A 22,525-nucleotide genomic window follows, 5' to 3' on the forward strand; every position below is an offset into this window, starting at 1 on the left:
AACCCTGCTGGCTGGCCGTGCTTCCGAGCAGAGCGGAAGCTCACACCCTGCGTGGAGAACCCGTCGTTTCCCGGGGGCCGCATTGGCCCCGGGTCCAATACGCGGGCCTGGGGCCGGCGTGATGCGCGGCCGGCCCGGCTAGGGCTTGAGGTGGTCGTAGCTCAAGAAGACGACACCGCAGTCGAGCGTGCGCGTGCCTGTGAGCTTCAGGCGGTGGGGCGCGAAGCCCGCTTCAACGAGGCGGATGCCCTGGCCGACGAGGACGGGGTTGACCTTGATGATGAACGCGTCGATTTCGGGAAGCAGCTCGGCCGCGAGCGCGCCGCCGCCGCACAGCCAGATGCCCAGGCCGTCGCGGGCCTTCAGCTCACGCACGGTGGCGAGCGGCGTGCTGGAGAGGTTGACGCCGGGGTCGGGGCTCTTCGTGAGGGTGCGGGAGAAGACGTAGTGTTCCAGGTGCGGGTACGCGTTGGTGACGCCCGCGTCCAGGCCGACCTGGTAGGTGTTGCGGCCCTCCAGCACGGTGTCGAAGTGCTTGCCCGGACCGGTGATGCCCTTGAAGGCGCGATAGGCGGCGGGGAGCGTCTCCGGGTATTCGGCGGCGATGGCGTCGAAGTACTCCTGCTCCGTGCTGAAGAAGTCGTACGCGCCGGTGGGCGAGGCGATGAAGCCATCGAGCGAGGTGGCGACGTAATAGGTCAGTTTCCGCATGGGCGTGCTTCCTCCTGAAGTCAGGGCTTAGCACCGGGCGGGCGGACGCACCTGTTAGAACGGCGGCGTCGGTTGCCTGCACGGCAATCACAGAGAAGGGAGTGCCATGCGGATCCTGTGGATGCTGGGAGGAATGGTGCTGGGTTCGGTCCTGACGGTCATCGCCGGGGTCGCGCTGTGGTTGCACGACACGGGACCCAGGCGAGCGGGGATTGAAGTGCGCGTGGAGAACCGCACCGGCCAGGACGTGCGCGAGGTGCGTCTGGAGCACGACCACGGCCAGGTCCTCTACCGGGCCATGGGCAAGGGGGACACCGTGGCCCTGACCTATCCGGTCCGAGGTGAGTCGTCGTACAGCCTCATTGCCGTATTGGAGGACGGCCGGGAACTGCGAGGGGGGGCGGGCTACATCGAGAGCGGGGCGCAGACGCGGGAGGTGCTGGAGCCGGAGCGGGTGGTCTCGTCGGATCCGTGAGTCGAGGAGGGCGCATGAAGCTCTGGGTAATGGCCGTGCTGCTGTGGCTGACGGCAGGCTGCGCGACGACGCGCGTGGTGAACCTCGACACGGGGCAGGGCAGGCGCATTGCCTATACGCCGGTGGAAACGAAGCCGGTGCGCATTGACGAGGATGCGTTCAGGGACGCGGTCACGCAGCTCGTGCTTGAGCTGAAGCTAGATGTCGCGGTCCGGGAGGATGGCCGGCGCTCCCTGCTAGCGTCGGCGGGAGGCATCGTCGCGGGCGCTCAAGGTCGGCACGTGCTCCGCTTGAGCGATGACTTTCCCCTGGACCCGATGGCGCGGAGGCGCATGGCGCTCTCCTTCGCGCTCGATACGGTTTGGGAAGGGGTTGCGGACGCGGTGGAGGAACTGATGAATCCCGCCGCGCTGCGGACCATGGTCACGGCGATGATTGGCACCGCGATGGTGATGCTGGTCGCGCCGGAGCCCATCACCAAGCTGGTCGCGGTGGTTCTGACGGCTTCGCTCATCGCGTATCTGGGCACGGGGCCCGTGTGGAACATCGGGCAGGCCTTCTTGCGGCTCATGGATGAGTCGCGGGACGCCAGGGACAAGGCTGGGCTGAAGGAGGCGGGGCACCGCTTCGGGCGCGTGCTTGGGGACAACGGAGCCCGGGTGTTGGTCATCGTCGCGATGACGGCGCTCGGTGGCAGGAACGCGATGGCCGCGCAGGGGCCCCGGATGCCGGGCTTCCCTCAGGCGGTACTGAGGGCGGAGGTGGAGGGTGGGTTCCAGCTGTCGCGCGCACTGGCCGGTGAGGTGCGGTCCATCTCCGTGTCGTCGGCGGGAGTTCTCAACGTCACGCTGGCGCCCACCGCCGTGGCGGCTGTCGCCATGGGGCCCGGTGGCGGAGGGATTCAGGGGGATCCCGAGGGAGACGTTCATCACATCTGCACGGACAAGAACGAGGTGTCGGAGCAGTCTGGTGGCCCCTGGACACCCGTCTTCGAAGACCTCTTCCAGACCGCTGGAATGAAACTCTCCGACGCCGCGAATCAGGTGCGCATCCAGGGGCATCGGGGACCGCATCCCCGCGAGTACCACGCAGAGGTTCTGCGCCGGCTCCGGCGTGCAATGCAGGGATGCCAGGACGCCGGGCAGTGCCGTGCCGCATTGGTTGACGAATTGGCGAAGATCGCGAAAGAGCTCGTGACTGCTGGGACCAAGCTGCGGAAGCTCATCACGAAGAATCCCCAGGGGTGAGTCATCATGCCGCGACACTTCTTCGAGCTCGACTTCGACATTGATGCCCCGGGCCGCTGGTATCTTCGGGAGCCCACTGACCTGGATGGGAAACCGGTTCCAGACATCTGGGCGTTCGTGTCCGGGAAGACCGTCACGGACCCCGGACCGCTTCGTGTGCCACTGTCTCGGCCCGGGCGGTCGTTGGACTTCGACAAGACGACGGTGGCTGGGACGCCCATTGTCAGTTGGCGCATCGCATCCGTGTTCCGCGAGTTGGCCCCGAATGACGTGCAGCTCTTCCCGGTGGAAGTCCAGGGACAGACCGAGCCCTTCTACCTGCTCAATGTGATGCGCGTGATCCGCTGCATCGACGATGCAGCCTGTGAAGAGGCGCGGCTCTGGACGCCCGAGGATGGACGACCCGACAAGGTGGGGGAGTACCACGTCGTTTCCGGCCTGCGCATCGACACTTCGAAGGTGGGCAACGCCGTCGTCTTCCGCCCGTGGGGATATTTGCTGCCCATTCTCCTGAATGGACAACTCAAGGAGGCCCTGGAACAGACCGGCATTGTGGGAGGACAGTTCGTCGAAGTGTAGAACCAGGTGGTCTTGTCGGATCCGTGAGGTGCAGACGCAATGGAGCGACGGTTCTTCGACCTGTGTATCGACGTGTATGTGCCGGGGCGGCGGTACTTCAAGACACCGATCCACCTCGACGGTCAGCCACTGGATAACCCCTGGGTATTCACGCGCGGGACTCCCGTTCCCGACCCAGGCCCACTGCGTATTCCTCTCTCCCGTCCTGGGAATCCCCTGGACTTCACGTCCACGGGCGTAGGGGTCACGACCGTTCTCAGTACGCGGGCCGCAGAAGTTTTTCGCGCGCTGGCCCCCAACGACGTGCAGCTCTTCCCCGTGCAGGTCGAGGGCCAGAACGAGCCCTACTTTCTTCTGGTCGCGGCGCGCACGGTCCGCTGCATTGATGAAGTGGCGACTGAAGAGGTCCAGTTCTGGAGACCTGAAGACGGTCAGCCCGAGAAGGTGGGGGAATATCGAGACATCGGCGGGTTGCGCATCGACAAGGGAAAGGTCGTTGACGAGCGCGTATTCCGCCCGTGGGGGTGGCGGCCCGCGCTCATCGTCGATGGAGAACTCAAGGACGCCCTGGAACAGACCGGCATCGTGGGCGGACAGTTCTTCGAGGTGTAGAACCCGGGCCCATGGAACTTCGTCCCGCCGTCCTCCTGGGCCTGCTGTGCCTCCTGCCAATCACAAGCACCGCCCGCCCGCGGTCCAGTGACCTGGGCATTCCCTTCGGCGGACAGCCGGGTGCGCTCAATGCCATCACCGACGTGAAGGGCGTGGAAGTGGGCCACGTCACGCTGAACACCGGCGCTCAGGTCCGGACTGGCGTCACCGCCGTGCTGCCCCGGGGCCGCGAAGCCGTGGCCCAACCCGTCTTCGCCGCGACCCATGACCTCAACGGCAGCGGTGAGATGACTGGCACCCATTGGGTGAAGGAGTCCGGTCTGCTCTCCGGCCCCGTGATGATCAGCGACACCCACGCCGTGGGCGCCGTGCACGAAGGCGTCATCGCCTGGGCCCAGAAACGCGACCTCACCTGGGAGCTGGGCCTGCCCGTGGTCGCGGAGACCTGGGACGGCTTCCTGCACGACATCGATGGCTTCCACGTCCGTTCCCTGCACGCGATGCAAGCGCTCGACGCCGCGCGCCCCGGCCCCGTCCCAGAGGGCTCCGTGGGCGGCGGCACGGGCATGATCTGCCATGGCTTCAAGGGCGGCATCGGCACGGCTTCCCGCAAGCTCCCAGCGGAGCAGGGCGGCTACACCCTCGGTGTGCTCGTGCAGTGCAACTACGGCAGCCGCCGCCTCTTCTCCGTCGCGGGCGCTCCCGTGGGCGAGGAGATCCCCGACCTGCGCTCCTGCTACTTCGGAGACTCCCCTCCCCAAGGGCCCTACCGCGCCAACCTGCCGCCCTGCTCGAAGCGAGCCAGCGCCGGTCCGCCCCCTCCGGAAGGCATGGGCTCCATCATCATCGTGGTGGCCACCGACGCGCCGCTCCTGCCGCACCAACTCGACCGCGTGGCCCGGCGCGTGCCTCTCGCGATCGGGAAGATGGGCGGCCTGGGGGAGAACTCCTCCGGCGACATCTTCCTCGCGTTCTCCACGCAGCCCGTGGGCTCCACGGAGGTCGCTCCGGTCTCCATGCTCGACAACGAGCGGATGTCCCCTCTCTTCGAAGCCACCGTGCAGGCCACCCAGGAGGCCATCCTCAACTCGATGCTCGCCTCCGACACGATGACCGGATTCCAGAACGTCCGCGTCCACGGCCTGCCCTCGGACCGGCTCGTGAAGTCCCTGCGGAAGTACGGACGCCTGCCTCCGGCCCCGAAGCCCACGAAGTGACAGCGGATCCGCCCGGCCTTTCCCGCGCTCCATCCGCTGCGTCATGCTGCGCCGCCTGACGCCAGCAAGGGGATGCGGGATGGAGACGGACGACTACGGAGCGCCGAAGGATGAGCAGGAACTGGCCGCCATCGCGGACATCACCGCGCAGGCGTTCGCCATGCCGCTCGCGGATTCCGACACCGTGGTGCGCAAGAACTTCTCCGAGTCCTCACTGCGCATCCTGCGCGTGAACGGCGAAGTGGCCGCCACGCTCACCCTCATCCGCATGGGGCAGTTCCTGGGTGGCCGCTCAGTGCCCCTCATCGGCGTGGGCGGCGTGGGCGTCGCTCCCGCGCACCGGGGCGCCGGCGCCGCCACGCGCCTCTTCCATCACTTCCTGCGCGAGATGCGCGAAGAAGGCGCCCCCATCTCCGTCCTCTACCCCGCGACCCAGCCGCTCTACCGGCGCGTGGGCTACGAGGTCTCCGGCGCGCGATACGAAATCCACGTCGAAGCGGCCTCGCTGGAGCTGGGGGAGCGCTCGCTGTCCCTGCGCCCCATGCGCCCGTCCGACGCCGCCGCGGTGGAGGCGTGCTATCGGCGCTTCGCCTCCCAGCACCACGGCTGGCTGGACCGCGGGGACTACATCTGGCGGCGCGTGCGCACGCCCCGCAACGACACCGCCTACGGCTACGTCGTGGAGGGCGCGTCCGGCGTGGAGGGCTACGTGTACCTCGTGCGGGGCCTCTCGCCCCAGGGCGCCGTGCCCACGCAGGTCCTCAAGCTCACGGACTTCACCGCCACCACGCCCGCCGCCGCGCGACGGCTCTTGCGCTTCCTGGGCGACCACCGTTCGCTGGCGCGGGACGTGATGTGGTTCGGCGGCGCGGACGAACCGCTCCTCGCGCTGCTGCGCGAACAGACCTACCAGGTGAAGCTCTCCATGCACTGGATGACGCGCCTGCTGGATGTCCCCCGCGCCCTGGAGGCACGCGGCTTCGCGCCCGGCCTGTCCGGCGCGCTCCACCTGGACGTGGAGGACGACCTCCTCCCGGAGAACACGGGGCGCTTCGTGCTGGAGGTGGAGGGAGGCACCGCCCGCGTCCGGCCCGGTGGAGAGGGCCGCCTCAAGCTGCACGTGCGCGCCCTGGCCCCGCTCTACACCGGCTTCCTCTCGCCCCGCGCACTCCAACTCGCCGGCATGCTGACCGGGGACGACGCGTCGCTCGACACCGCCGGTGCCCTGTTCGCGGGCCCCGCTCCCTCGCTGCGCGACATGTTCTGACGGACAGGCGCGGGCTACCCGGCCCGCGCGGGGAGTGGTAGGAGCGGCGTCTTCGGTCGGAGGAGGCTTCACACGTGCGCGCGTTCGTCACCGGTGGCTCGGGGTTCGTCGGGAAGCACCTGCTCGCGGCGCTCGCGAAGCGCGGGGAACCGGCGCGTGCGCTGGCCCGCTCTCCAGAGGCCGCACAGGCCATCCAGGCCGCGGGCGGCGAGCCTTGGGAGGGCGACCTCTCCGACCCGGAGCGCCTGCGCCTGGGCATGGAGGGCTGTGACACCGTCTTCCACGCCGCCGCGCACGTGAAGATGTCCGGCCCCCGCGCGGCCTTCTATGAAACCAACGTGCGCGGCACGGAGGCCGTGCTGGAGGCGGCGCGCGCGGCAGGCGTGAAGCGCTTCGTGCACGTGAGCACGGAGGCCGTGCTGGTGGACGGCGGCCCCATGGTGAACCTCCACGAAACGCATCCGCTGCCCGAGCGCCCCGTGGGCCCGTACCCGTCCACCAAGGGCCAGGCTGAACGGCTCGTGCTCCAGGTCAACTCGCCGGAGTTCACCACCGTCGCGGTGCGGCCCCGCATGGTCTGGGGACCGGGGGACACCACCGTGCTGCCCGCGCTGGTCGCCGCGGTGAAGTCCAAGCGCTTCCGCTGGATTGGCGGCGGGCACTACCTGACGTCCACCTGCCACGTGGCCAACGTGGTGGAGGGCATGCTGCTGGCCGCGGAGAAGGGGCAGGGCGGTCAGGCGTACTTCCTCACCGACGGCCCGCCCGTGGAGTTCCGCACCTTCGTCACCGCGCTCCTGAAGACGCAGGGCGTGGAGCCCGGCTACAAGGCCATGCCCACCGCGCTGGCCGCGACCGTGGCCGTGGTCAGCGACTTCGTCTGGGACATCCTGGGCCTCAAGAGCACTCCGCCCCTGTCCCGCACGGAGCTGCTGCTCGTGGGCCAGGAGGTGACCGTGAGCGACGAGAAGGCCCGGCTGGAGCTGGGCTACACGGGCAGCGTGTCGCGGGACGAGGGATTGCGCTCCCTGGCCACGAACGCGGGCTGAAGCGCGGGAAAAGTCCCCCCGGGTTGGAGTAGCCTCCCGGTCATGCGCAGGTTCGAATTCGTCGACGGCAACAGCTCCAAGTTCTGGATGCCCGAGGTCCAGGGCGCCAACTTCATCGTCACCTACGGTCGCATTGGCACCGCGGGGCAGCGCAAGGAGAAGGCCTTCCCCGACGAGGAAGCCGCCCTGCGCGAGTACAACAAGAAGGTCGCGGAGAAGGTCCGCGAGGGCTACGCCGAGGTGTCCACCGGCGAGGCCCCGCCCGCGGCGCCCCCGAAGGCCGCCGCCCCGCCGCCTCCCGCGCTCGTGCTGCCGCGCCGCGTGGCCGCCGCCACGCCGGGCCCCGAGGCCGTGACCGCCGCCGCGTCCGCGCTCGCGCTGCTCCAGTCGAAGCTCAAGGGGCCCAGCTGGAAGGTGACGCGGCTGGCGCGCAAGGCCCGCCACGCGCTGCGCGCCCTGGGCGGCGTGGACCCCTCGGCGCACCCGGCCCTGGCCTCGCCCTTCACCGCGCTGATGGCGCACGTGGTGGGGCCCAAGGCGGAAGGACGGCTGCCGGTGCGCCACGCGCTGGGGCTCTTGTCCCAGGTGGACGTGACGGCCTTCCAGCGCGCCGCGGAGATGTGGAAGTCCGCGCCCGCGGGCTCGGTGCCGGCGGGCGTGGCCGCGGCGCGGACGCTCAATGACCCGGAGCTGGCGCTGCGCGTGACGGCGCTCCTCTCCGAGCGCCCCGACCTGCGCGACGGCTCCGAGGACGCCTGGACGAAGCGCTGGACCGTGCTCAAGCCGCACGTGGAGGCCCACCTGTCCGGCGCGGGCCAGTCGCTCGCCGCCTTCGTAGGCGGCGTGGACGCGGGCGGCGACGCGCACCTGTCCAAGCGGCTCGCCCGGCTGGGAGCGTGACGGCGGAGGTCCGCGCGTCACGCCCTGGCCTACGGCGCGCTGCCACCCGCGGACGCCGCGGGCTTCTGGAGGGTGGCGGCCGTGGGCTCGCGGTCCATCTCCTCCTCGGGGTAGGTCTGCGCCGCGTCCAGGTACTTCTTCGACTGCACCCGGCGGCGCTCCGCCTTGCTCAGCCCCTCCGGGCTCAGCAGCGTGGGCTCCCCGCCGCCGGACTTCTCCACCACGTGGCCGTCGCAGAAGAACCACTCGGTGCGCCCGTCCGGCGACAGGCGCGCGAAGAACAGGTCCGGCTGGCCCACCTTCACGGGCTTCGGGCACCACGTCTCGCGCGCCTTCGCCTCGCGCTCCCCGCCCTGCTCGCGCCACTGCTTCTGCGCCTCGCGCAGCGCGGCGGCCGCTTGAATCCGGGGCCCCAGCTCCATCCGCTCCCGCGTCTCCGTCAGCAGCTCCCCGCCGCGCCGGGCCAGGTCCGGGAACGCGCCCGCGCGCCGGAAGTCGCAGGTCTTCAGCGCCTGGAGGTTGGCCTCGTGCACCTTCAGCACCGGGGGCAGCGTGCGCAGGCCCTCCTCCAGCAGCTCCAGGTGCTTCGCGTGCTCCAGCCCCTTCGGGTCCAGGGCCTGGTCCGTCTCCTTGACGAAGCGGGCCAGCAGGCCGTTCACCGCGGTCAGCTCGTCCTGGAACCAGCGCGGCTCCGCGTCGCAGGGGCTCGCCTTCGCCCCCGTGTAATCCCGATACTCCGCCCGGGACATGCCCAGCGCGTAGTGCTGGACGGGCGGGGCCTGCTTCGCCGCGCAGCCCCCCAACACCGCTCCCAGTCCCAGGAGCGCGATGCTTCGTGCCAGTGTCGTCATCCGGCCCATTCTGCCAGTCCTATGAGGGCAAACAAACCGACAGGATGGTTCCTGGAAGGGGAGCGGCCGGGGGAGAGGCTGTGAGTGACAGGGTTGTGACAAAAGCACCGGTGGGCTTTCCGGGACCGCGACCCGGGGTACGAGGGGGAGCATGAAGCCCCGGGCTCTCCTCGTCATTGGCATGCTGGCCGCGTTGCTGGGGGTGTTCTACCTGCTGGCGGCCCCGATGGCGCCCCTCCAGGGGACGCCGGAGCCGGAGTCCACCGTGCTGCCGTCGCGGCGGCGGGTGACGGACATCACGTTCCTCTACAGCACGGAGAAGCGCGCGTGGGTGGAGTCGGCGCTCGCGGAGTTCGAGCGGACGCATCCGCGGGTGCGGGTGACGCTGGTGGGGCGGGGCTCGTTGGAGGCGGCGCAGGCCATCCTGGAAGGGCGGGAGAAGCCCACGGTGTGGAGCCCGGCGGACAGCGCGGAGTTGCGCATGCTCGCGGCGGACTGGGCGACGGATGCCTCGCACGGGCCGCTGTTCGCCACGCAGGGTGACGCCGTGCCGCATCCGCTGGTGATCACGCCGCTGGTGTTCGTGGGCTGGCAGGACCGGATGGAGGTGTTGCGCAAGGCGGGCGGTGGCGCGGCCCTGTCGTGGAAGACGCTCCAGCGCGCGGTGGCGAGCGACCGGGGCTGGCCCGCGGTGGGAGGCCCGCCGGAGTGGGGCTTCGTGAAGCTGGGCCACACGGACCCCCGGAAGTCGAACTCCGGCCTGCAGGCGCTCCTGTCCGCGACGCTGGAGTACCTGGGCCGGCGCGAAAGCGTGAAGGAGGGTGACCTGCTGGATCCGGGCTATCAGGCGTGGCTCCAGGGACTGGAGCGGGGCGTGACGCGCTTCGAGCCGTCCACGGGCACGTTCATGACGGACCTGGTGCGCTACGGGCCGTCCCGCTACGACCTGGCGCTGGTGTACGAGAGCCTGGCCATCGCGCAGTTGGATCAAGCCCAGGGCCGGTGGGGGCCGCTGCGGGTGGACTATCCGCCGGTGACGCTGTGGAGCGACCATCCTGCGGCGGTGCTGCAAGCGGACTGGGTGACGCCCGAGCAGCGCGAGGCGGCGCTGGAGTGGGTGGCCTTCCTGCGCAGCCCGGAGGTGCAGGCCCGGGCGCTGGCGTTCGGCTTCCGGCCAGCGGATCCGTCCGTGCCGCTGAAGACGCCGGACGCGAACAACCCCTTCACGCGGCTGGCGGCGCACGGCATCCGCGTGGACGTGCCGCCCGCGGCGGACGTGCCGGATGCGTCCGTGCTACGCACGCTGTTGGAATTGTGGACGCGCATGGGCGTGGGGCGCTGAAGGCCGCACGCCGGGGCCGGAAGGTGGACATTCAGCGACGGCTGGAATGGCTGGCTCCCTGCGTCCCATGTCACGCTTCCGCGCGCATGCGAAGCCACCGGTCCGTCCTCCTGTTGTCGTGTGCTGTCGCCGCGCTCACGGGCTGCCGGAGCGGGACGCGGACGCCTGACGCCGAAGTACCCGTGGCCTCGAATGCACTGCGGCCCGTGGCGTCTTTCGCGCGCATCAAGGACACGCAGGCGCGTTCCGTGGCGCTCTTCGTGGAGGCGGGGCGGGTGATTGCCCATCCGCGCTGCACGAACTGCCACCCGGCGGACGGGCGGCCTCGACAGGGCATGGCCCAGCAGGCGCATGTCCCAGCGGTGGTGGGCGGTGAGGACGGCCACGGCGCGCCCGGACTGCCCTGCATGGCCTGTCACCAGTCGGCGAACACGCCCACGGTGGGCGCCACCGTGGCGAGCATCCCGGGCAATCCCAAGTGGGCCCTGGCCCCGGTGGAGATGGCGTGGGTGGGGCGCTCGCTGGGCGAAATCTGCGAGCAGCTCAAGGACCCGAATCGCAACGGCGGCAAGGACCTGTCCGCCATCCAGCACCACATGGCGGAGGACGTGCTCGTGGGCTGGGGTTGGAGCCCAGGCGCCGGACGCGAGCCGGTGCCCGGGACGCAGGCGGAGTTCGGCGCGCTCATCCAGGCCTGGGTGGACACCGGCGCCCACTGTCCGAAGCCCTAACCGCGCAGGGCCTTCAGTTGCTCAGCGGTGATGGGCAGGTCCCGCACGCGCAGGCCCGTGGCGTCGAACACGGCGTTGGCGAGCGCCGCGGCCGAGGGGCCCTGACTCGCTTCCCCCGCGCCGAGGAACGGCTCCTCCGGCCGGTCGATGAGCTGCACGTCCACGGGCGGCGCCTCGGAGAAGGTGAGGATGGGATAGCCCTCCCAGTCGCGAGACAGGATGCGCCGCGAGTCGAAGCGCACGGATTCCTTCAGACTCCAACTCAGGGACTGGATGAGCCCGCCCTCCAACTGGTTGGCGAGTCCATCCGGATTGACCACCTCGCCCGCGTCGGCGGCGATGACGGCGCGCACCACGTGAGGCACCAGCGTGTCGGGAGGCACGAAGACCTCCATGCACACCGCGCAATACGCCGCCAGGTTCTTGTACCGGGCGAAGGCGAGCCCTCGTCCATGGTGCGGTTTACGTTGGTAGCGCTCCCAACCGAACCGCTCCGTCGCGCGGACGATGACTGCCTTTGCCCGGTCATCGCGAAGCTGCCGGAGCCGGAAGGCCGAGGGGTCCACGTTCGCGGCGTGTGCCAGTTCGTCCATGAAGGACTCGATGGAGAAGACGTTCGCGTAGGCACCCAGGCCGCGCATGGACGACACGCGCACGGGCATCGCCTTCACGAAGTGAGTCGTCACGGCCTGCCCCGGAAAGGCATACAGAGGGATGGCGTTGCGGTCGGCGGAGTAGTTCGGCGGTCCGCCGTTCCTCGGCGTCGGCTGGGCGAAGGGCTTCGCCAGCGAACGGCCCGCGAGCAGGTTGCCGGGCTCGCCCCCGGGCCGCGTCCCGTGCGCCGTGGACCACAGCGCGTAATCCCAATCGAGCACGTCCCCGTTCGCATCCACGCCCGCGCGCACGCGAGTCACCATGGCGGAGCCGTACGGCTCATTCGTGTGTTCGTCCTCGCGAGACCACTGCACGCGCACCGCGCGGCCGGGCAGTGCTCGGGCCAGCAGCGCGGCGTCCGCCGCCACGTCATCCGCGCCATTGTGGCCGTAGCAACCGGAGCCTTCCTGATGCCGGCAATGCACCTGCTCCTTGGACAGCCCCAGCATCTTCGCCAGGGCTTCGCCCGTCTCGAAGACACTCTGGCTGTGGGTATGCACGGTCATCGTGGTGCCGTCCCACTCCGCCACCGCGCAGGACGGACCAATGGACCCGTGCATCTGGTAAGGCCGGCGATAGGTGGCCGCCAGCGTGCGCGCGTGCGCGACGTCGGTGGGGCGCTCCACGGAATGGATGACCGTGTCCTGCGTGGGCTGCGCCAGCAACCATGCATACGGCTCCTTGGGCAGGGGCGCGCCGTCCTTCCATCGCGCGGCGGCGGCCAGCGCGGCGGAGGCCTTCACCGCCTGCCATTCGCGCGTGGCGATGACACCCAGGAAGCTTCCGTCCCGCACCACCTTGAGCACGCCGGGCATCGCGGCCACCGGCGCGGAGTCCACCGCCACCAGCGACGCACCCGGCGTGGGCGCGCGCACCACTCGACCGTGCACCAGCGTGTCGGACCGCAGGTCCTGGACGAAGCGCGCGACCCCCAACACCTTCGCGGGCAGGTCCACCCGGGGCAGGGGCCGGCCCACCTGCTTGCGTTCGGAGGCAGGCTTGGGCGCGACGGTGCCGGTGGCCTCGCGCTGGAGTCGCTTTCCTCCCACGAGCGCCCAGTAGGTGATGCGAGCGCGTCCGCCCGTATCCTGCAGCGTGCCGTCTTGGACGGTGAGCCGTGTCGCCGGCACGCGCAGTCGCTTCGAGGCCATGTCCACCAGCAGCGCGCGCACCTCCGCGGAGGCCTGCCGCACCGCCGCGCCGCCATTGGGAATGGACATGCTCCCGGCCGTGGGACCCTCAGGAGGACAGACGCGCGCGTCGCCGGACACGACGCGCAGCCGCGACGGTTCGACGTCCAGCTCCTCCGCGCACAACTGCCCCAGCGCGGTGAGGATGCCCTGGCCCAGCTCCACCTTGCCCGTCATCAACGTGACGACGCCGTCCTCGCCGATGCGGATCCACGCATCCAGCTCGGGCGTGCGCGCCAGGTCCTGGGGCAGGCCGTTCTTCTTCCCGGGCGCGGCCCACGCGACATCCGGCCCCGCGAGCGCGAAGGCCAACACCAACGAGCCCTTCAACACCGAGCGGCGGGTGACCGGAGCGCTCATTCCACCAGCTCCGCCGCCGCGCGCTGGACCGCACGCACGATGCGGTTGTGCGAGCCACACCGGCACAGGTTCGCATCCAGCGCGGTGCGGATGTCCGCCTCGGTGGGAGAGGGCTTCCGTCGCAGGAGTCCCGCAGCGGAGAGGATCATCCCCGGGATGCAGTACGCACACTGTCCGGCCTGCTCCGCGAGGAACGCGCGTTGGAGCGCGTGCAGTGTGCCGTCCGGAGCGCGCAGGCCCTCCAGCGTGGTGACCTCCCGTCCCTGGAGCGACACGGCGGGAACGACACACGAGCGCACCGGCACCCCGTCACGCAGCACGGTGCACGCGCCGCACTGGCCCACGCCGCAGCCGTACTTCGCGCCGTTGAGCCGCAGCGTGTCGCGCAGTACGTAGAGAAGGGGGATGTCCTCCTCTTCGTCGATGACGTGGGATGCTCCGTTGACGTTCAGCGTGAAGGCCATCCGCGGGCTCCTCCAGGGGAGGCGCGGAAGGCTAGCAGTCCCGCTCAGGGGCTCCGGCGGAGGTGGACGCCGAACGTCCGCCTCCCATCAACACCGCGCGGACCTACCGCACGTGCGCCACGAACTCGGCGACGCGCAGGGCCCAGGCCTCCGCGGAGTCCAGCTCCGAGCGAGCATCGCAGTAGCGATCGAACGACGCCTCCGAACCATCCCGCGCGAAGAGGGCCGCGTTGAAGTCCCTCTGCGCCGTGGTGAGCCACTGGCTCGCGCGCATGCGCAGCCAGTTGGCCACCTGCGGGGTGGGATCCACCTGGTTCAAATCCAGCGAGGTGGGGTGCAGCTCCACCATTTCTCCATCCTTCTCAGACTCTGGCATCGCGTTCATGGATCGGATGGTTGCCACGCCCCCCAGGCTGAGCACCCGACCCGTATGGACTAGACAAACGTCGATAGTGAGCAGTTGCCGACGCTGAAATCTTCGATGGAGGACGGAACGTCAGACTGGCGGGCTGCGTCAGATGACGCCGTCCCACCCGGTGTCATTGCGACGGAAGGCGTCCCGGATGGCCTGAACGGTGGGCTCGGGGAGGGGACCCTGCTCCAGGGTGCGAGCGTTGGCGCGCAGGTTCTCCAGCCGCGTGGTGCCCACGATGCAGGTGGCCACGCCCGGCGCGAACGCGGTGAAGCGCAGCGCCAGCTCCGGCCAGTCCAGGCCGTCCGTCTGGAGGGCCATGCGCTGCATCCGTTCCCAGTACTCGCCCACGTCGTGAGCGTAGGGGCGCCCCGGAAAGCGCCACGGTGCATTGGCCAGGGGCCGCTTGGCGATGACGCCCACGCCGCGCTCCTGGGCCTTGGCCACGCCATGGTCCAGCGAGCGCTGATCGAAGAGGTTCACGGACGTCTGCACCACGGCGAACGCGCCCGTCCCCAGCGCGGCGTCCAAACCCGCGTTGTCGCCCGAGTACGCAGCGGCGCGCACCTTGCCCGCCTCCACCGCGCGGGTGAGCGCTTCAATGAGCCCCGGGCGGTGGAGCACGTCCGGAGGACACGAGTGGAAGTGCAGCACGTCCAGCACGTCGGTGCGCAGGCGCTGGAGGGCCAGGTCCACGCCGCGCGTGATGCATTCGGGCGTCCAGTCCTCCACACCGGGCACGCCATAGCCGCACTTGGTGGACAGCACGAACTCGCGGCGGCGAGCGCCGAGGAACCGGCCGATTCTCTCCTCGGACACGCCGTAGCTGGGCGCGGTGTCGATGAGCGTGATGCCCGCGTCGAGCACGTCGTTGAGGAGCGCCTCCGCGTCGGCGTCGCTCAGCGCTTCACTGCCCACGGGCCCCGCGCCGAAGCCGAGCGCGGACACGGTGAGACCACTCTTCCCCAGGGGACGTTGAATCATCGGGTGGGACCCTCTCCACGCGCGGCCAGGTCGATGAAGCCGCGGATCCAGATGAGGTTCACGGCGTCGCAGGCGTCCTGCGACATGGGCGTGGTGGTCTCCAGCGCGGCGGCGTACGGCACGCCCTGGCGCATGTACCAATCGGTGACGCTGCCGTCGTGGAAGACGATGAGGCCGTGCTCGTCCGCGTAGGCGTTGTCATCCACCTTGCGGCTCTTCACCACGGTGGCATGCGCGGCGGCGGCCTCCTGCATGGAGTGGTAGGCGGTCTTGTCTCCGAAGACGTACGCGTACGTGGCGACGCCGCCCAGGTAGTTGTCCTGGTGGATGTCGAGCGCGGCGTCCGGAGCGGGGAAGCGCGCCAGGTCCGTGCGCACCGCGCGCGTCTCCTTGGGGCCGCCGTCGTACAGGGCCCAGCGGAGGATGGACGGGTCCCCCACGAGCTCGCCGCGCCACTCGCCGGGAGCGACCTCGTAGCGCATGAAGTCGTTGTTGGGCTTCTCGCCGCTGCGGTTGTAGCGGGTGCCGTCCTCGAAGCCGGAGGGGTTGATGCACGGGTAGACGCGCAGGCCCACGCCCTTGGACTTCGCGTACGCGACGATGTCCGGCAGGTGCTTCGCGAGCGTCAGCGGGCCGGCGGGCTCCTCCCCATGGAAGCCGGACGTGATGACGAGCCAACGGTCGCCCGGGACGATGAGGCGGAAGAGGGGATAGTCGCGCCCCCCTTCATGCACCTGGCCGTATTCAGAGAGCTCCCCCAGGGAGGCGTGGGAGCGGATGCGTCGAGCGTAGTCGGTGTAATCCACCGACCGACAATAACCGCGCGCGTCATTCCTGCCCACGAAGGTTCACGGTGGGACACGGAATGTGTCATTCCGAGCGCACCGTGAGACCCACTCGGGCGGGGGCTACTTCTCGCCGGTGCGCTCGCGGAAGTCGCTGACCAGCTCCTGTCGCTGGGCAGGGGTGAGCGTGCGGTGGACTTCGAGCACGGCATCCACGGCCTTGTGGGCGAAGGCGCGAGCGGCGTCGATGCGCGCGTCCACCAGGGCGTGGAGCTTCGCGGAGTCAGGCGTTTCGGACGCCAGCTGAGCGACGGCCTCGGAGCGTGCGGCCTTCTGGCCCTCCATGAGCGACTGGCCTTCGTTGAGGAGGCGGTCCTTCACGGCGTGGATGGAGGAGCGCTGGGCCTCGGTGGCGTTGAGGTCATCCAGCTTGTCGTCCAGCTTCCAGGTGACCATCTGGTTGATGCGCTCCGGGTCGGGCGTGCCGCGGTGATGGCGGCCCCAGCCGAAACCGGTGAGCAGGGTGACGGCGACGACGGCGGTACCGGCGATGACGAGCGTCTTCTTCATGGCGTGTGGCTCCAGGAGTGGGGTGCTGTTTCCCGCTGCTTGACTGGAACCAATATGGAAGCCGCCGGTTGCGGTGGTTTGAGCAGGGCGTGAAGAAGTGTGAAGGCTCAGCGGCCATCCCAGAACGCCATGTCGCCGTACTCCCAATCCCAGGGCACCCCGGCCTCGCCCAACACGAAGCGCACCAGGTGGGGATAGGCGGGTTCAGCGCGGACGTCGTTGCTCAGGATGAGCACGCAGCGGCGTCCACGCGGCAGGCACACAAGGGTATTGCCGGTGCTGTCGTTATGGCCGTTCTTGAAGAACCCGCGTCCCTGAGGACCGTCGAACACCACCACGCCAAGGCCTGCCGCCAGGTCCTTGCGCCGTGACTCCGGCGGCAGTTCGTCCTGCAGGGTAGGGAACTGGCTCCGGGTGGTGATGGGCAACTGCGGAGAGGTCATCCGGGCGAAGACCTCCGGAGACAGGCCCTCACCGCTCACCAGCGCGGCCGCGAAGCGCGCCAGGTCATCGAGGGTGGTGTCCATGGAACCCGCCGCGCGCACCCGGCTGCGTTCGTCATGAGGCTCCACGCCGCCGTCAGCCTTCCAGCCGTCAGCCAGGTTCTGTGCGAAGTCCGGCCGCCACGTCATGCTGGTCGTGCGCATGCCGAAGCGGTCGAACACGCGCCGTTGCATCTCCGCACCCACGTCCAGCCCGAGCCCGCGTTCGAGCACGAACTGCATCAGGATGATGCCGTCTCCTGAATAGGCAAAGCGGCTGCCCGGAGCGAAGTGGATGCGCAGCCGCTCGTCTGGTTCGAGGAACCCGAAGTTGGCGAAGCCCGCGCTGTGGGTGAGCAGCACGCGAGGCGAGATGTCCCGCCAGCGTTCGTCGCCGGCCAGATGGGACCAGGTCGAATAGCGGTCCTCGTCCGGGTACTCAGGCAGCGGCTTGTCCAGGTACTTCGAGATGGACGTGTCGAGGTCGATGCGCTTCTCGTCCGCCAACTGCATCACGAGGTACGCGAAGACCGTCTTGGTGATGGACGCGCCATACATCACCGTGTCGGTGCGCAGCGGTTCGCCCTTCGCATCGCGTGCGCCGTAGGCCCGGGTCGCCACCACGCGCCCGTTGTCGATGACCGCGATGGCCAGCCCCTTGGCGCCGGTCGCGGACATCGCGCGAGCCGCTTCCGCATCCAGCGCGGCGACGTCAGGAACGGGTGGCGACTCACGGACCGCAGACGTCGTGGCACAGCCGCTGGCAAGCAACACACACAGGCTCCAGGCGCGCAGCCTCTTCATGCAATGGGCTCCCATCCGCGAGACATGAAGCAGACCCTATCGTCCGTACAACGAGTGCGGCCACGGCCGATTGCTCCAAGGCGGTGGATTCGCGGCGTGGCCCACATGGGCGGTACCCTCGGCCGCCTTGGATTCCCTTCCGAGCCGTCCTACGCCACCAGCCCTCCGCTCCCCGAGTCGCCGCGTCCGCACGTGTGGTCGGTGCTGGTTACGTTCGTGCTTCTCCTGGTGACGGATGTCGTCGCGAGCACCCTCGTGGCAAGCATCGAGATTGCCCGGACAGGTCTCGATCCACGGGACAGCGCGGCCATGGCGCGCTGACTGCTCGGCCAGCAGCCGCTGGATTCCGCTCTGCTTCGGCCAGGCAGTCCGCATCGCTCATCACTTGTTGGCGCTGTGGCATGGGGGCGTCAGACATCAGCCCAAGCCAATGGATCAGAGCAGCCCGTCCTGGATGAGCCCACTGCGCTGGTAGTCCTGCATCTGCGCGCCGTCGTGGGCCACCACCGGGTGCAGCTCGGGCGCGGTGCGCAGCAGGTCGTGCAGCCATCGCAGTTGGTGTGCCATCGCCTGTGCATCCTCGCCGCCCAGCCAGTTGGTGAGCCGCGGGTGCATCCTCGGGAGCCGGATGTTGTCCTGGTGCCAGGCCACGTCGCCGACGAGCAGGAACTCGCGCCCGTCGACGAGCCGTACGTACACCAGCTGGGTGCCGGGCGTGTGGCCCGGGGCCTTGATGAGGACCACGCCGGGGCGCAGCAGGTGCAGGCGCTCGTACTGGAGCGGAGTGAGCCTGGCGCGCAGCTCCGCGGTGAAGCCGGCTTCCTGCGCGAGCGGGCTTCTCAGTTGTTCATCCGTGAGGTGAACCTTGCTCGCCACCTCGTCCAGGTATGCCGAGTGAGCGATGCCCGCGCAGTGGTCGAAGTGCTCGTGGGTGACGACCGTGGCGTCCGCGCGGCGCAGCGCCTCCTGGACCCGGGTATAGGCCGCGGCGTCGAACTCCGAGCCGGGGAACTGGGCCAGCTGTGTCTTCTCGTCGTTCACGACATCCACCAGCACCGTGCGGCCGTCGGCATAGACGACCTGGTACGCGTAGAAGTCGAAGGAGTCCTCTCCGAAGCCGCCGCCAGCCACCACGAGCGCGTGGGGCACTCCGGAGGCCCGGCCCACGCGCTGGCTGCGCAATCCGGTGGGGAGCGGCGCGCCAGTGGAGACGGCCAGGGCCCGGATGGCGCCCAGGTCGGCGTCGAAGCGCGAGGTCTCCGGTACGTTCGCGTCGCTCAGTCCCACGGCCGCGACGACGACCAACACCAGCAGCAGGGCTGCGACGGCCAGGCCCACATGACGCCACAGGGTTCTCTTCATGGCTGGCATCTTGCCGGCTCCCGCCGTCGCCCTGCGTGAAATTTGATCAAGCGGTGCCCTTCCGGGGGTGCAGCAGCGCGGCGGCCAGCACGACTCCGTAGACCGCCGCGCTTCCATGGACAGCGAGCGCGAAGGCGAGCGAGGCACCGCCATGCATCACGGTCAGCGCGTCCACGATGGGCATCACCATGCAGGCGAGGACGAAGACGCCTGCGGCCTGACGCTGCCGGATGGCCACCAGGGCGAACATCGCCAGTGCCAGGCCCAGGTCCCTGCCCGCCTTGATGTACAGCCAGGGGATGACCTCGCTCCCGGAGTCGCGCAGACCGAAGCCCCTGGCCGCGCTGATCGGGTTCAGCGCGGCATTGAGGCTGAGGAACAACATGAAGGCGCCCAGCAGCAACGTGAACAAGGCAGTGGGCGAGGTGAGCTTCCAGGGCAACTGTGAGGGATTCGGGTTCATGAGGCCTCCAGCTGAAGTGCGGGTGTCGTTCATGAATGGAAATGTGACGTGCTGGCCTCGGAGCCGCCATTAGCGGGCAGCTCAACCTTTTGTCTGAAACGCTCAGAGCATGAGCGCTGGGGGCAGCCCGCTGCTAGCCTCGAGGGCATGGACCTCGCGCATGCTTCCGACCTGCTGGGGCAGATCCTCGAGCGAACCCGTCTGCGAGGGCAGCTCTACTGCCGCACCGTGGCACGGGCCCCCTGGGGGCTGCGCTTCGCACCCACGGACACGGCGGCCCTGCATCTGGTCATCGCGGGCTCCTGTCACCTCACGCAGGGGCGGGACACCGTCGCGCTGGGGCCGGGAGATGTCGTGCTGCTGCCGCGCGGCGACGGGCATGCCATGGCGGACTCGCCTCGCAGCCCCAAGGTGAGGGTGGAGGAGTGGCTGGCGACACGTGGGGAAGGGGCTTCCTCGTATGTACTGGGTGGGGCCGGCGTGGAGTCTCGGGTGCTCTGCGGCTTCTTCGCGTTCGACGAGCCAGGGGCGCATCCCGTGCTGCGGCTGCTTCCCGAGCGGGTCCACCTGCGGGGGGCTTCCGAGGACGCGCGTGCCCTGTTGCCCACGGTGTCGCTGCTCGAACGGGAGTACGAGCGGGGAGAGCGGGGCGCCTCGGTCATCGTCTCCCGGTTGCTCGATATCCTCCTGGTGCAGGTGCTTCGTGCCTGGGCGGACGCGCAGCCGCCGGGCGGCGCGGGCTGGCTGGGGGCGCTCGGCGACCGGACGCTCGCCAGCGCCCTGGGCTGGATGCACGCGGAGCCAGGGCGGAGTTGGACCGTGAGCGAGCTGGCGCGGCGCTCGGGGACCTCCAGGGCGACGCTCGCGCGGCGCTTCGCGAGCGAGGTGGGCGTGGCGCCTCATGAGTACCTCACGCGGCTTCGGATGCAGGAGGCCGCACACGCGCTGCGCGAGGGACAGGACGGGCTCGCGGCCATCGCGGGCCGCGTGGGTTACGAGTCCGAGTTCGCCTTCAATCGGGCTTTTCGACGGGAGATGGGAGTGCCTCCCGGCGAGTACCGGCGCAAGGCTCGTGAGGGATGAACCGGAGTTCGTGATTCGCGCTCAGGATGGGGGGCAAGCAGGCCCGGAGCCGGAGGGAAGATGGCGCAGGGGCGCTTCCCGTTCGGCGCAACGCGAGGGAGCTTCTACCGGGAGCCCTGAATGCGCCATCCCCCGGGAGAGGTAAAGACAGCTGACGTCCGTCTGGACATCCTGCGCCCCGAACACCGACCTCTTGGGGGCGTTACACCGGCATGAAGACTCATAGGATGTTGGCAGTGGTCGCGGGACTGTTCCTGGCGGGTTGCGGCGGCGGTGACGACCCGGGTGAGGACAACACTCCCCCGGTGACGTGCTCCGCGGCGAACTGCACGGGTTGCTGTTTCAACAACACCTGCCAGACAGGGAACACCGCTTCCGCGTGTGGCAAGGCCGGGGCCGCGTGCAAGGCGTGCAACGCGGCCCAGGTCTGCAAGACGGAGCAGACGTGTGGTGCGGATCCGGCGGGTGTCTGGTTCGTCCAGCCCACGTCCGCTCAAATCACGGTCAGCAACAATGGCACAGCCTGGGATGCGGATGGCTCCGCGCCAGATGTCTTCGTGGAGATGCAATGCCCGGGGGCGACGATGACCTCCGTCACACCGGAAGTGGAGAGCTACACGCCCGCGTGGACTTCGGGCGGTTGCACCGCCACGGCGGGTCGTCTGCTCGCGGAGCCATGGGCCTTCCGCGTCTGGGACAGTGATGTCAGCGTCAATGACACCATCACCAGTGTCCTCCTGTATCAGTTCAAGGAGGAGGACTTCACCGCGGGCCGTGTCACGCTCCAGCCTTCGGGGGGAATGACGTCCATCACCCTCGCCGTGCGGAAGCAACCGTAGGGTCGCGAACCGCGCATGCTTGAGGGAGCAGAAATGGTGGCTGGAGCGGATCAAGCCCAGCTCCCTCGAGGGCTTGAACTTCTCGGTGATGAGGTCGTTCTCCTTTCGGTCGACCAGGGGCGGTAGCATCGGCCGCAATGGATTCACCTTCCGACCTGTCCCCCGCCGCCCATTCGCCGGTCCCCACATCGCCGCCACGCGTGTGGACGGTCCTGGTTGCGTTCGCGCTCCTGGTGACGGCAATCCTCGTCGGGGGCGTCATTTCCGCCAGCATCGCGATGGCGATGGAGATGCTCCGCTCAGGAGTGAAACCCCAGGACACAAAAGCCATCCAGGCCCTGACTGAGCAGCTCAAGTCGATGCCCTGGCTGATGGTCGCGGCCGTGATGACGTCCAGTTGCTTTGGGCTGGCCGCTGCGCTCCTGGGCGGGTTCTTGTCCCCCACGCCGTTGAGGCTGCGGCTGCGCCTGGACGCGGGAACGCCGATACCTGCGTGGGCTTGGGTGGCCGCGCTGGTGGGCTGCTTCACGATGGGGCAGGCCATGGAGAGCCTGTCGGTGCTCGCAGGCGTGTGGAACTCCGGGGCGTCACTGAGGGGGCTACAGGCCGCGAGCCAGGGCTCTGTCGCGACCTTCGCGGCGTTGCTGTTCTTTGGCTCGCTGGTCGCGGGCACCGGGGAGGAACTCTTCTTCCGGGGCTATGTGCAGACGCGGCTCGTGGAGCGCTGGGGGCGCACGGCTGGCATCGCGGGAGCCGCCACGCTCTTTGGCATCCTGCACTTCGATCCCATCCACAGTCCCATGGCCCTGATGATGGGCCTGTTCCTGGGCTGGCTCGCGGAGCGCACGGGAAGCCTGCGGCTGCCCATCTTCGTCCACGTCTTCAACAACCTGACCTCGTTCCTGCTGTCTCGCTATGCGCCGTCCACCACGGAGCTACCAGCCTCCATCCACGTGACGTTGCTGGCGGTGTGCTCGCTGGCGTTCGTGGGAACGGTGACAGCACTGCGGCGGATGGATGCCCGGCCGCCAGAGCCTGTGCTCGCCGGGCCCTGAAAGCATCTCAAGGACCCACGGCACCGCGAGCCGTCCC

The 22,525-nt window shown here is 69.3% G+C and carries 24 protein-coding genes; 13 read left to right on the forward strand and 11 right to left on the reverse strand.

Annotated features, from left to right (window positions below):
• Nucleotides 1-138: 138 nt before the first annotated feature.
• Nucleotides 139-711 (reverse strand): dihydrofolate reductase family protein, encoded by a 573-nt coding sequence (locus D7Y04_RS22135; RefSeq protein WP_121760619.1) that lies wholly within the window; start codon nt 709-711, stop codon nt 139-141.
• Between the two features lie 106 nt (nt 712-817).
• On the opposite strand from D7Y04_RS22135, the gene D7Y04_RS22140 reads away from it, so the two are divergent.
• The 8 genes from D7Y04_RS22140 (at nt 818) to D7Y04_RS22175 (ending at nt 8,057) form a co-directional block, all read left to right on the forward strand.
• Nucleotides 818-1,186, forward strand: coding sequence for a hypothetical protein (locus D7Y04_RS22140; protein ID WP_121760620.1), 369 nt, complete (start codon nt 818-820; stop codon nt 1,184-1,186).
• A gap of 14 nt (nt 1,187-1,200) precedes the next feature.
• Nucleotides 1,201-2,433: an AHH domain-containing protein gene (locus tag D7Y04_RS22145; protein ID WP_121760621.1), complete on the forward strand. Its 1,233-nt coding sequence runs from the start codon at nt 1,201-1,203 to the stop codon at nt 2,431-2,433.
• Nucleotides 2,434-2,439: 6 nt separating this feature from the next.
• On the forward strand, nt 2,440-3,012 hold the full coding sequence (locus tag D7Y04_RS22150) for an imm11 family protein (protein WP_120596218.1): 573 nt from the start codon (nt 2,440-2,442) through the stop codon (nt 3,010-3,012).
• A gap of 39 nt (nt 3,013-3,051) precedes the next feature.
• Nucleotides 3,052-3,624: an imm11 family protein gene (locus D7Y04_RS22155; protein WP_121760622.1), complete on the forward strand. Its 573-nt coding sequence runs from the start codon at nt 3,052-3,054 to the stop codon at nt 3,622-3,624.
• An 11-nt stretch (nt 3,625-3,635) separates the two neighbouring features.
• A complete protein-coding gene (locus D7Y04_RS22160) occupies nt 3,636-4,841 on the forward strand; it encodes a P1 family peptidase (protein ID WP_121760623.1) in 1,206 nt (401 codons plus the stop codon).
• Between the two features lie 79 nt (nt 4,842-4,920).
• Nucleotides 4,921-6,108 carry an enhanced intracellular survival protein Eis gene (gene eis / locus D7Y04_RS22165; RefSeq protein WP_121760624.1) on the forward strand — a complete coding sequence of 396 codons (1,188 nt, stop codon included), beginning with the start codon at nt 4,921-4,923 and terminating at the stop codon, nt 6,106-6,108.
• Nucleotides 6,109-6,182: 74 nt separating this feature from the next.
• The gene (locus tag D7Y04_RS22170) at nt 6,183-7,157 is read left to right on the forward strand and encodes an NAD(P)-dependent oxidoreductase (protein ID WP_121760625.1); all 975 of its coding nucleotides are present in this window, start codon (nt 6,183-6,185) and stop codon (nt 7,155-7,157) included.
• 42 nt (nt 7,158-7,199) lie between these two features.
• Nucleotides 7,200-8,057, forward strand: coding sequence for a WGR domain-containing protein (locus tag D7Y04_RS22175; protein ID WP_121760626.1), 858 nt, complete (start codon nt 7,200-7,202; stop codon nt 8,055-8,057).
• 29 nt (nt 8,058-8,086) lie between these two features.
• Here D7Y04_RS22175 and D7Y04_RS22180 read toward each other — a convergent pair whose 3' ends face one another.
• Nucleotides 8,087-8,908 carry a hypothetical protein gene (locus D7Y04_RS22180; RefSeq protein ID WP_233601534.1) on the reverse strand — a complete coding sequence of 274 codons (822 nt, stop codon included), beginning with the start codon at nt 8,906-8,908 and terminating at the stop codon, nt 8,087-8,089.
• A 151-nt stretch (nt 8,909-9,059) separates the two neighbouring features.
• Here D7Y04_RS22180 and D7Y04_RS22185 point away from each other — a divergent pair, with 151 nt between their 5' ends.
• On the forward strand, nt 9,060-10,250 hold the full coding sequence (locus D7Y04_RS22185; RefSeq protein ID WP_120598725.1) for a substrate-binding domain-containing protein: 1,191 nt from the start codon (nt 9,060-9,062) through the stop codon (nt 10,248-10,250).
• Between the two features lie 86 nt (nt 10,251-10,336).
• Complete coding sequence (locus tag D7Y04_RS22190) at nt 10,337-10,981, forward strand: Isoquinoline 1-oxidoreductase subunit (RefSeq protein WP_121760775.1); 645 nt, start codon at nt 10,337-10,339, stop codon at nt 10,979-10,981.
• Here the strand turns inward: D7Y04_RS22190 and D7Y04_RS22195 are convergent.
• The 9 genes from D7Y04_RS22195 to D7Y04_RS22240 form a co-directional block, all read right to left on the reverse strand.
• A complete protein-coding gene (locus D7Y04_RS22195) occupies nt 10,978-13,185 on the reverse strand; it encodes a molybdopterin cofactor-binding domain-containing protein (RefSeq protein WP_121760628.1) in 2,208 nt (735 codons plus the stop codon). The genes D7Y04_RS22190 and D7Y04_RS22195 overlap by 4 nt on opposite strands.
• The gene (locus D7Y04_RS22200; protein ID WP_120598727.1) at nt 13,182-13,649 is read right to left on the reverse strand and encodes a (2Fe-2S)-binding protein; all 468 of its coding nucleotides are present in this window, start codon (nt 13,647-13,649) and stop codon (nt 13,182-13,184) included. Before D7Y04_RS22200 ends, D7Y04_RS22195 begins: the two co-directional genes overlap by 4 nt.
• Before the next feature lie 103 nt (nt 13,650-13,752).
• On the reverse strand, nt 13,753-13,998 hold the full coding sequence (locus D7Y04_RS22205; protein ID WP_120598728.1) for a FruA-associating protein, FapA: 246 nt from the start codon (nt 13,996-13,998) through the stop codon (nt 13,753-13,755).
• A 165-nt stretch (nt 13,999-14,163) separates the two neighbouring features.
• Nucleotides 14,164-15,045: an aldo/keto reductase gene (locus tag D7Y04_RS22210; RefSeq protein ID WP_121760629.1), complete on the reverse strand. Its 882-nt coding sequence runs from the start codon at nt 15,043-15,045 to the stop codon at nt 14,164-14,166.
• Complete coding sequence (locus tag D7Y04_RS22215) at nt 15,042-15,851, reverse strand: hypothetical protein (RefSeq protein WP_120575854.1); 810 nt, start codon at nt 15,849-15,851, stop codon at nt 15,042-15,044. Before D7Y04_RS22215 ends, D7Y04_RS22210 begins: the two co-directional genes overlap by 4 nt.
• A 102-nt stretch (nt 15,852-15,953) precedes the next feature.
• Nucleotides 15,954-16,400 carry a Spy/CpxP family protein refolding chaperone gene (locus D7Y04_RS22220; protein ID WP_120575853.1) on the reverse strand — a complete coding sequence of 149 codons (447 nt, stop codon included), beginning with the start codon at nt 16,398-16,400 and terminating at the stop codon, nt 15,954-15,956.
• A 107-nt stretch (nt 16,401-16,507) separates the two neighbouring features.
• Nucleotides 16,508-17,686 carry a serine hydrolase gene (locus D7Y04_RS22225; RefSeq protein WP_121760630.1) on the reverse strand — a complete coding sequence of 393 codons (1,179 nt, stop codon included), beginning with the start codon at nt 17,684-17,686 and terminating at the stop codon, nt 16,508-16,510.
• 435 nt (nt 17,687-18,121) lie between these two features.
• Nucleotides 18,122-19,048 (reverse strand): MBL fold metallo-hydrolase, encoded by a 927-nt coding sequence (locus D7Y04_RS22235; RefSeq protein WP_158627575.1) that lies wholly within the window; start codon nt 19,046-19,048, stop codon nt 18,122-18,124.
• 46 nt (nt 19,049-19,094) lie between these two features.
• Complete coding sequence (locus D7Y04_RS22240) at nt 19,095-19,511, reverse strand: DUF4267 domain-containing protein (protein ID WP_121760632.1); 417 nt, start codon at nt 19,509-19,511, stop codon at nt 19,095-19,097.
• Between the two features lie 147 nt (nt 19,512-19,658).
• On the opposite strand from D7Y04_RS22240, the gene D7Y04_RS22245 reads away from it, so the two are divergent.
• The 3 genes from D7Y04_RS22245 to D7Y04_RS22255 all read left to right on the forward strand — a co-directional run bounded on the left by D7Y04_RS22245 (nt 19,659) and on the right by D7Y04_RS22255 (nt 22,488).
• Nucleotides 19,659-20,594, forward strand: coding sequence for an AraC family transcriptional regulator (locus tag D7Y04_RS22245; protein WP_233601535.1), 936 nt, complete (start codon nt 19,659-19,661; stop codon nt 20,592-20,594).
• Between the two features lie 227 nt (nt 20,595-20,821).
• Entirely contained in the window at nt 20,822-21,433 is a 612-nt protein-coding gene (locus D7Y04_RS22250) for a hypothetical protein (RefSeq protein ID WP_121760633.1), read from the forward strand.
• 305 nt (nt 21,434-21,738) lie between these two features.
• Entirely contained in the window at nt 21,739-22,488 is a 750-nt protein-coding gene (locus D7Y04_RS22255) for a CPBP family intramembrane glutamic endopeptidase (protein ID WP_158627576.1), read from the forward strand.
• Nucleotides 22,489-22,525 lie beyond the last annotated feature (37 nt).

The sequence above is a fragment of the Corallococcus sp. AB038B genome (assembly GCF_003668955.1).
GTDB classification, from domain to species: Bacteria; Myxococcota; Myxococcia; order Myxococcales; family Myxococcaceae; genus Corallococcus; species Corallococcus exiguus.

What these genes read in the sequence shown, in the direction of transcription:
- D7Y04_RS22155 (WP_121760622.1), top strand. Translation starts at nt 3,052, where the DNA reads ATGGAGCGACGGTTCTTCGACCTGTGTATCGACGTGTATGTGCCGGGG.
- D7Y04_RS22175 (WP_121760626.1), top strand. Translation starts at nt 7,200, where the DNA reads ATGCGCAGGTTCGAATTCGTCGACGGCAACAGCTCCAAGTTCTGGATG.
- D7Y04_RS22185 (WP_120598725.1), top strand. Translation starts at nt 9,060, where the DNA reads ATGAAGCCCCGGGCTCTCCTCGTCATTGGCATGCTGGCCGCGTTGCTG.
- D7Y04_RS22250 (WP_121760633.1), top strand. Translation starts at nt 20,822, where the DNA reads ATGTTGGCAGTGGTCGCGGGACTGTTCCTGGCGGGTTGCGGCGGCGGT.
- D7Y04_RS22205 (WP_120598728.1), bottom strand. Translation starts at nt 13,998, where the DNA reads ATGGTGGAGCTGCACCCCACCTCGCTGGATTTGAACCAGGTGGATCCC.
- D7Y04_RS22220 (WP_120575853.1), bottom strand. Translation starts at nt 16,400, where the DNA reads ATGAAGAAGACGCTCGTCATCGCCGGTACCGCCGTCGTCGCCGTCACC.
- D7Y04_RS22200 (WP_120598727.1), bottom strand. Translation starts at nt 13,649, where the DNA reads ATGGCCTTCACGCTGAACGTCAACGGAGCATCCCACGTCATCGACGAA.
- D7Y04_RS22210 (WP_121760629.1), bottom strand. Translation starts at nt 15,045, where the DNA reads ATGATTCAACGTCCCCTGGGGAAGAGTGGTCTCACCGTGTCCGCGCTC.
- D7Y04_RS22150 (WP_120596218.1), top strand. Translation starts at nt 2,440, where the DNA reads ATGCCGCGACACTTCTTCGAGCTCGACTTCGACATTGATGCCCCGGGC.
- D7Y04_RS22195 (WP_121760628.1), bottom strand. Translation starts at nt 13,185, where the DNA reads ATGAGCGCTCCGGTCACCCGCCGCTCGGTGTTGAAGGGCTCGTTGGTG.
- D7Y04_RS22135 (WP_121760619.1), bottom strand. Translation starts at nt 711, where the DNA reads ATGCGGAAACTGACCTATTACGTCGCCACCTCGCTCGATGGCTTCATC.
- D7Y04_RS22245 (WP_233601535.1), top strand. Translation starts at nt 19,659, where the DNA reads ATGGACCTCGCGCATGCTTCCGACCTGCTGGGGCAGATCCTCGAGCGA.
- D7Y04_RS22190 (WP_121760775.1), top strand. Translation starts at nt 10,337, where the DNA reads ATGCGAAGCCACCGGTCCGTCCTCCTGTTGTCGTGTGCTGTCGCCGCG.
- D7Y04_RS22160 (WP_121760623.1), top strand. Translation starts at nt 3,636, where the DNA reads ATGGAACTTCGTCCCGCCGTCCTCCTGGGCCTGCTGTGCCTCCTGCCA.
- D7Y04_RS22240 (WP_121760632.1), bottom strand. Translation starts at nt 19,511, where the DNA reads ATGAACCCGAATCCCTCACAGTTGCCCTGGAAGCTCACCTCGCCCACT.
- D7Y04_RS22180 (WP_233601534.1), bottom strand. Translation starts at nt 8,908, where the DNA reads ATGACGACACTGGCACGAAGCATCGCGCTCCTGGGACTGGGAGCGGTG.
- D7Y04_RS22145 (WP_121760621.1), top strand. Translation starts at nt 1,201, where the DNA reads ATGAAGCTCTGGGTAATGGCCGTGCTGCTGTGGCTGACGGCAGGCTGC.
- D7Y04_RS22235 (WP_158627575.1), bottom strand. Translation starts at nt 19,048, where the DNA reads ATGAAGAGAACCCTGTGGCGTCATGTGGGCCTGGCCGTCGCAGCCCTG.
- D7Y04_RS22140 (WP_121760620.1), top strand. Translation starts at nt 818, where the DNA reads ATGCGGATCCTGTGGATGCTGGGAGGAATGGTGCTGGGTTCGGTCCTG.
- D7Y04_RS22225 (WP_121760630.1), bottom strand. Translation starts at nt 17,686, where the DNA reads ATGAAGAGGCTGCGCGCCTGGAGCCTGTGTGTGTTGCTTGCCAGCGGC.
- eis (WP_121760624.1), top strand. Translation starts at nt 4,921, where the DNA reads ATGGAGACGGACGACTACGGAGCGCCGAAGGATGAGCAGGAACTGGCC.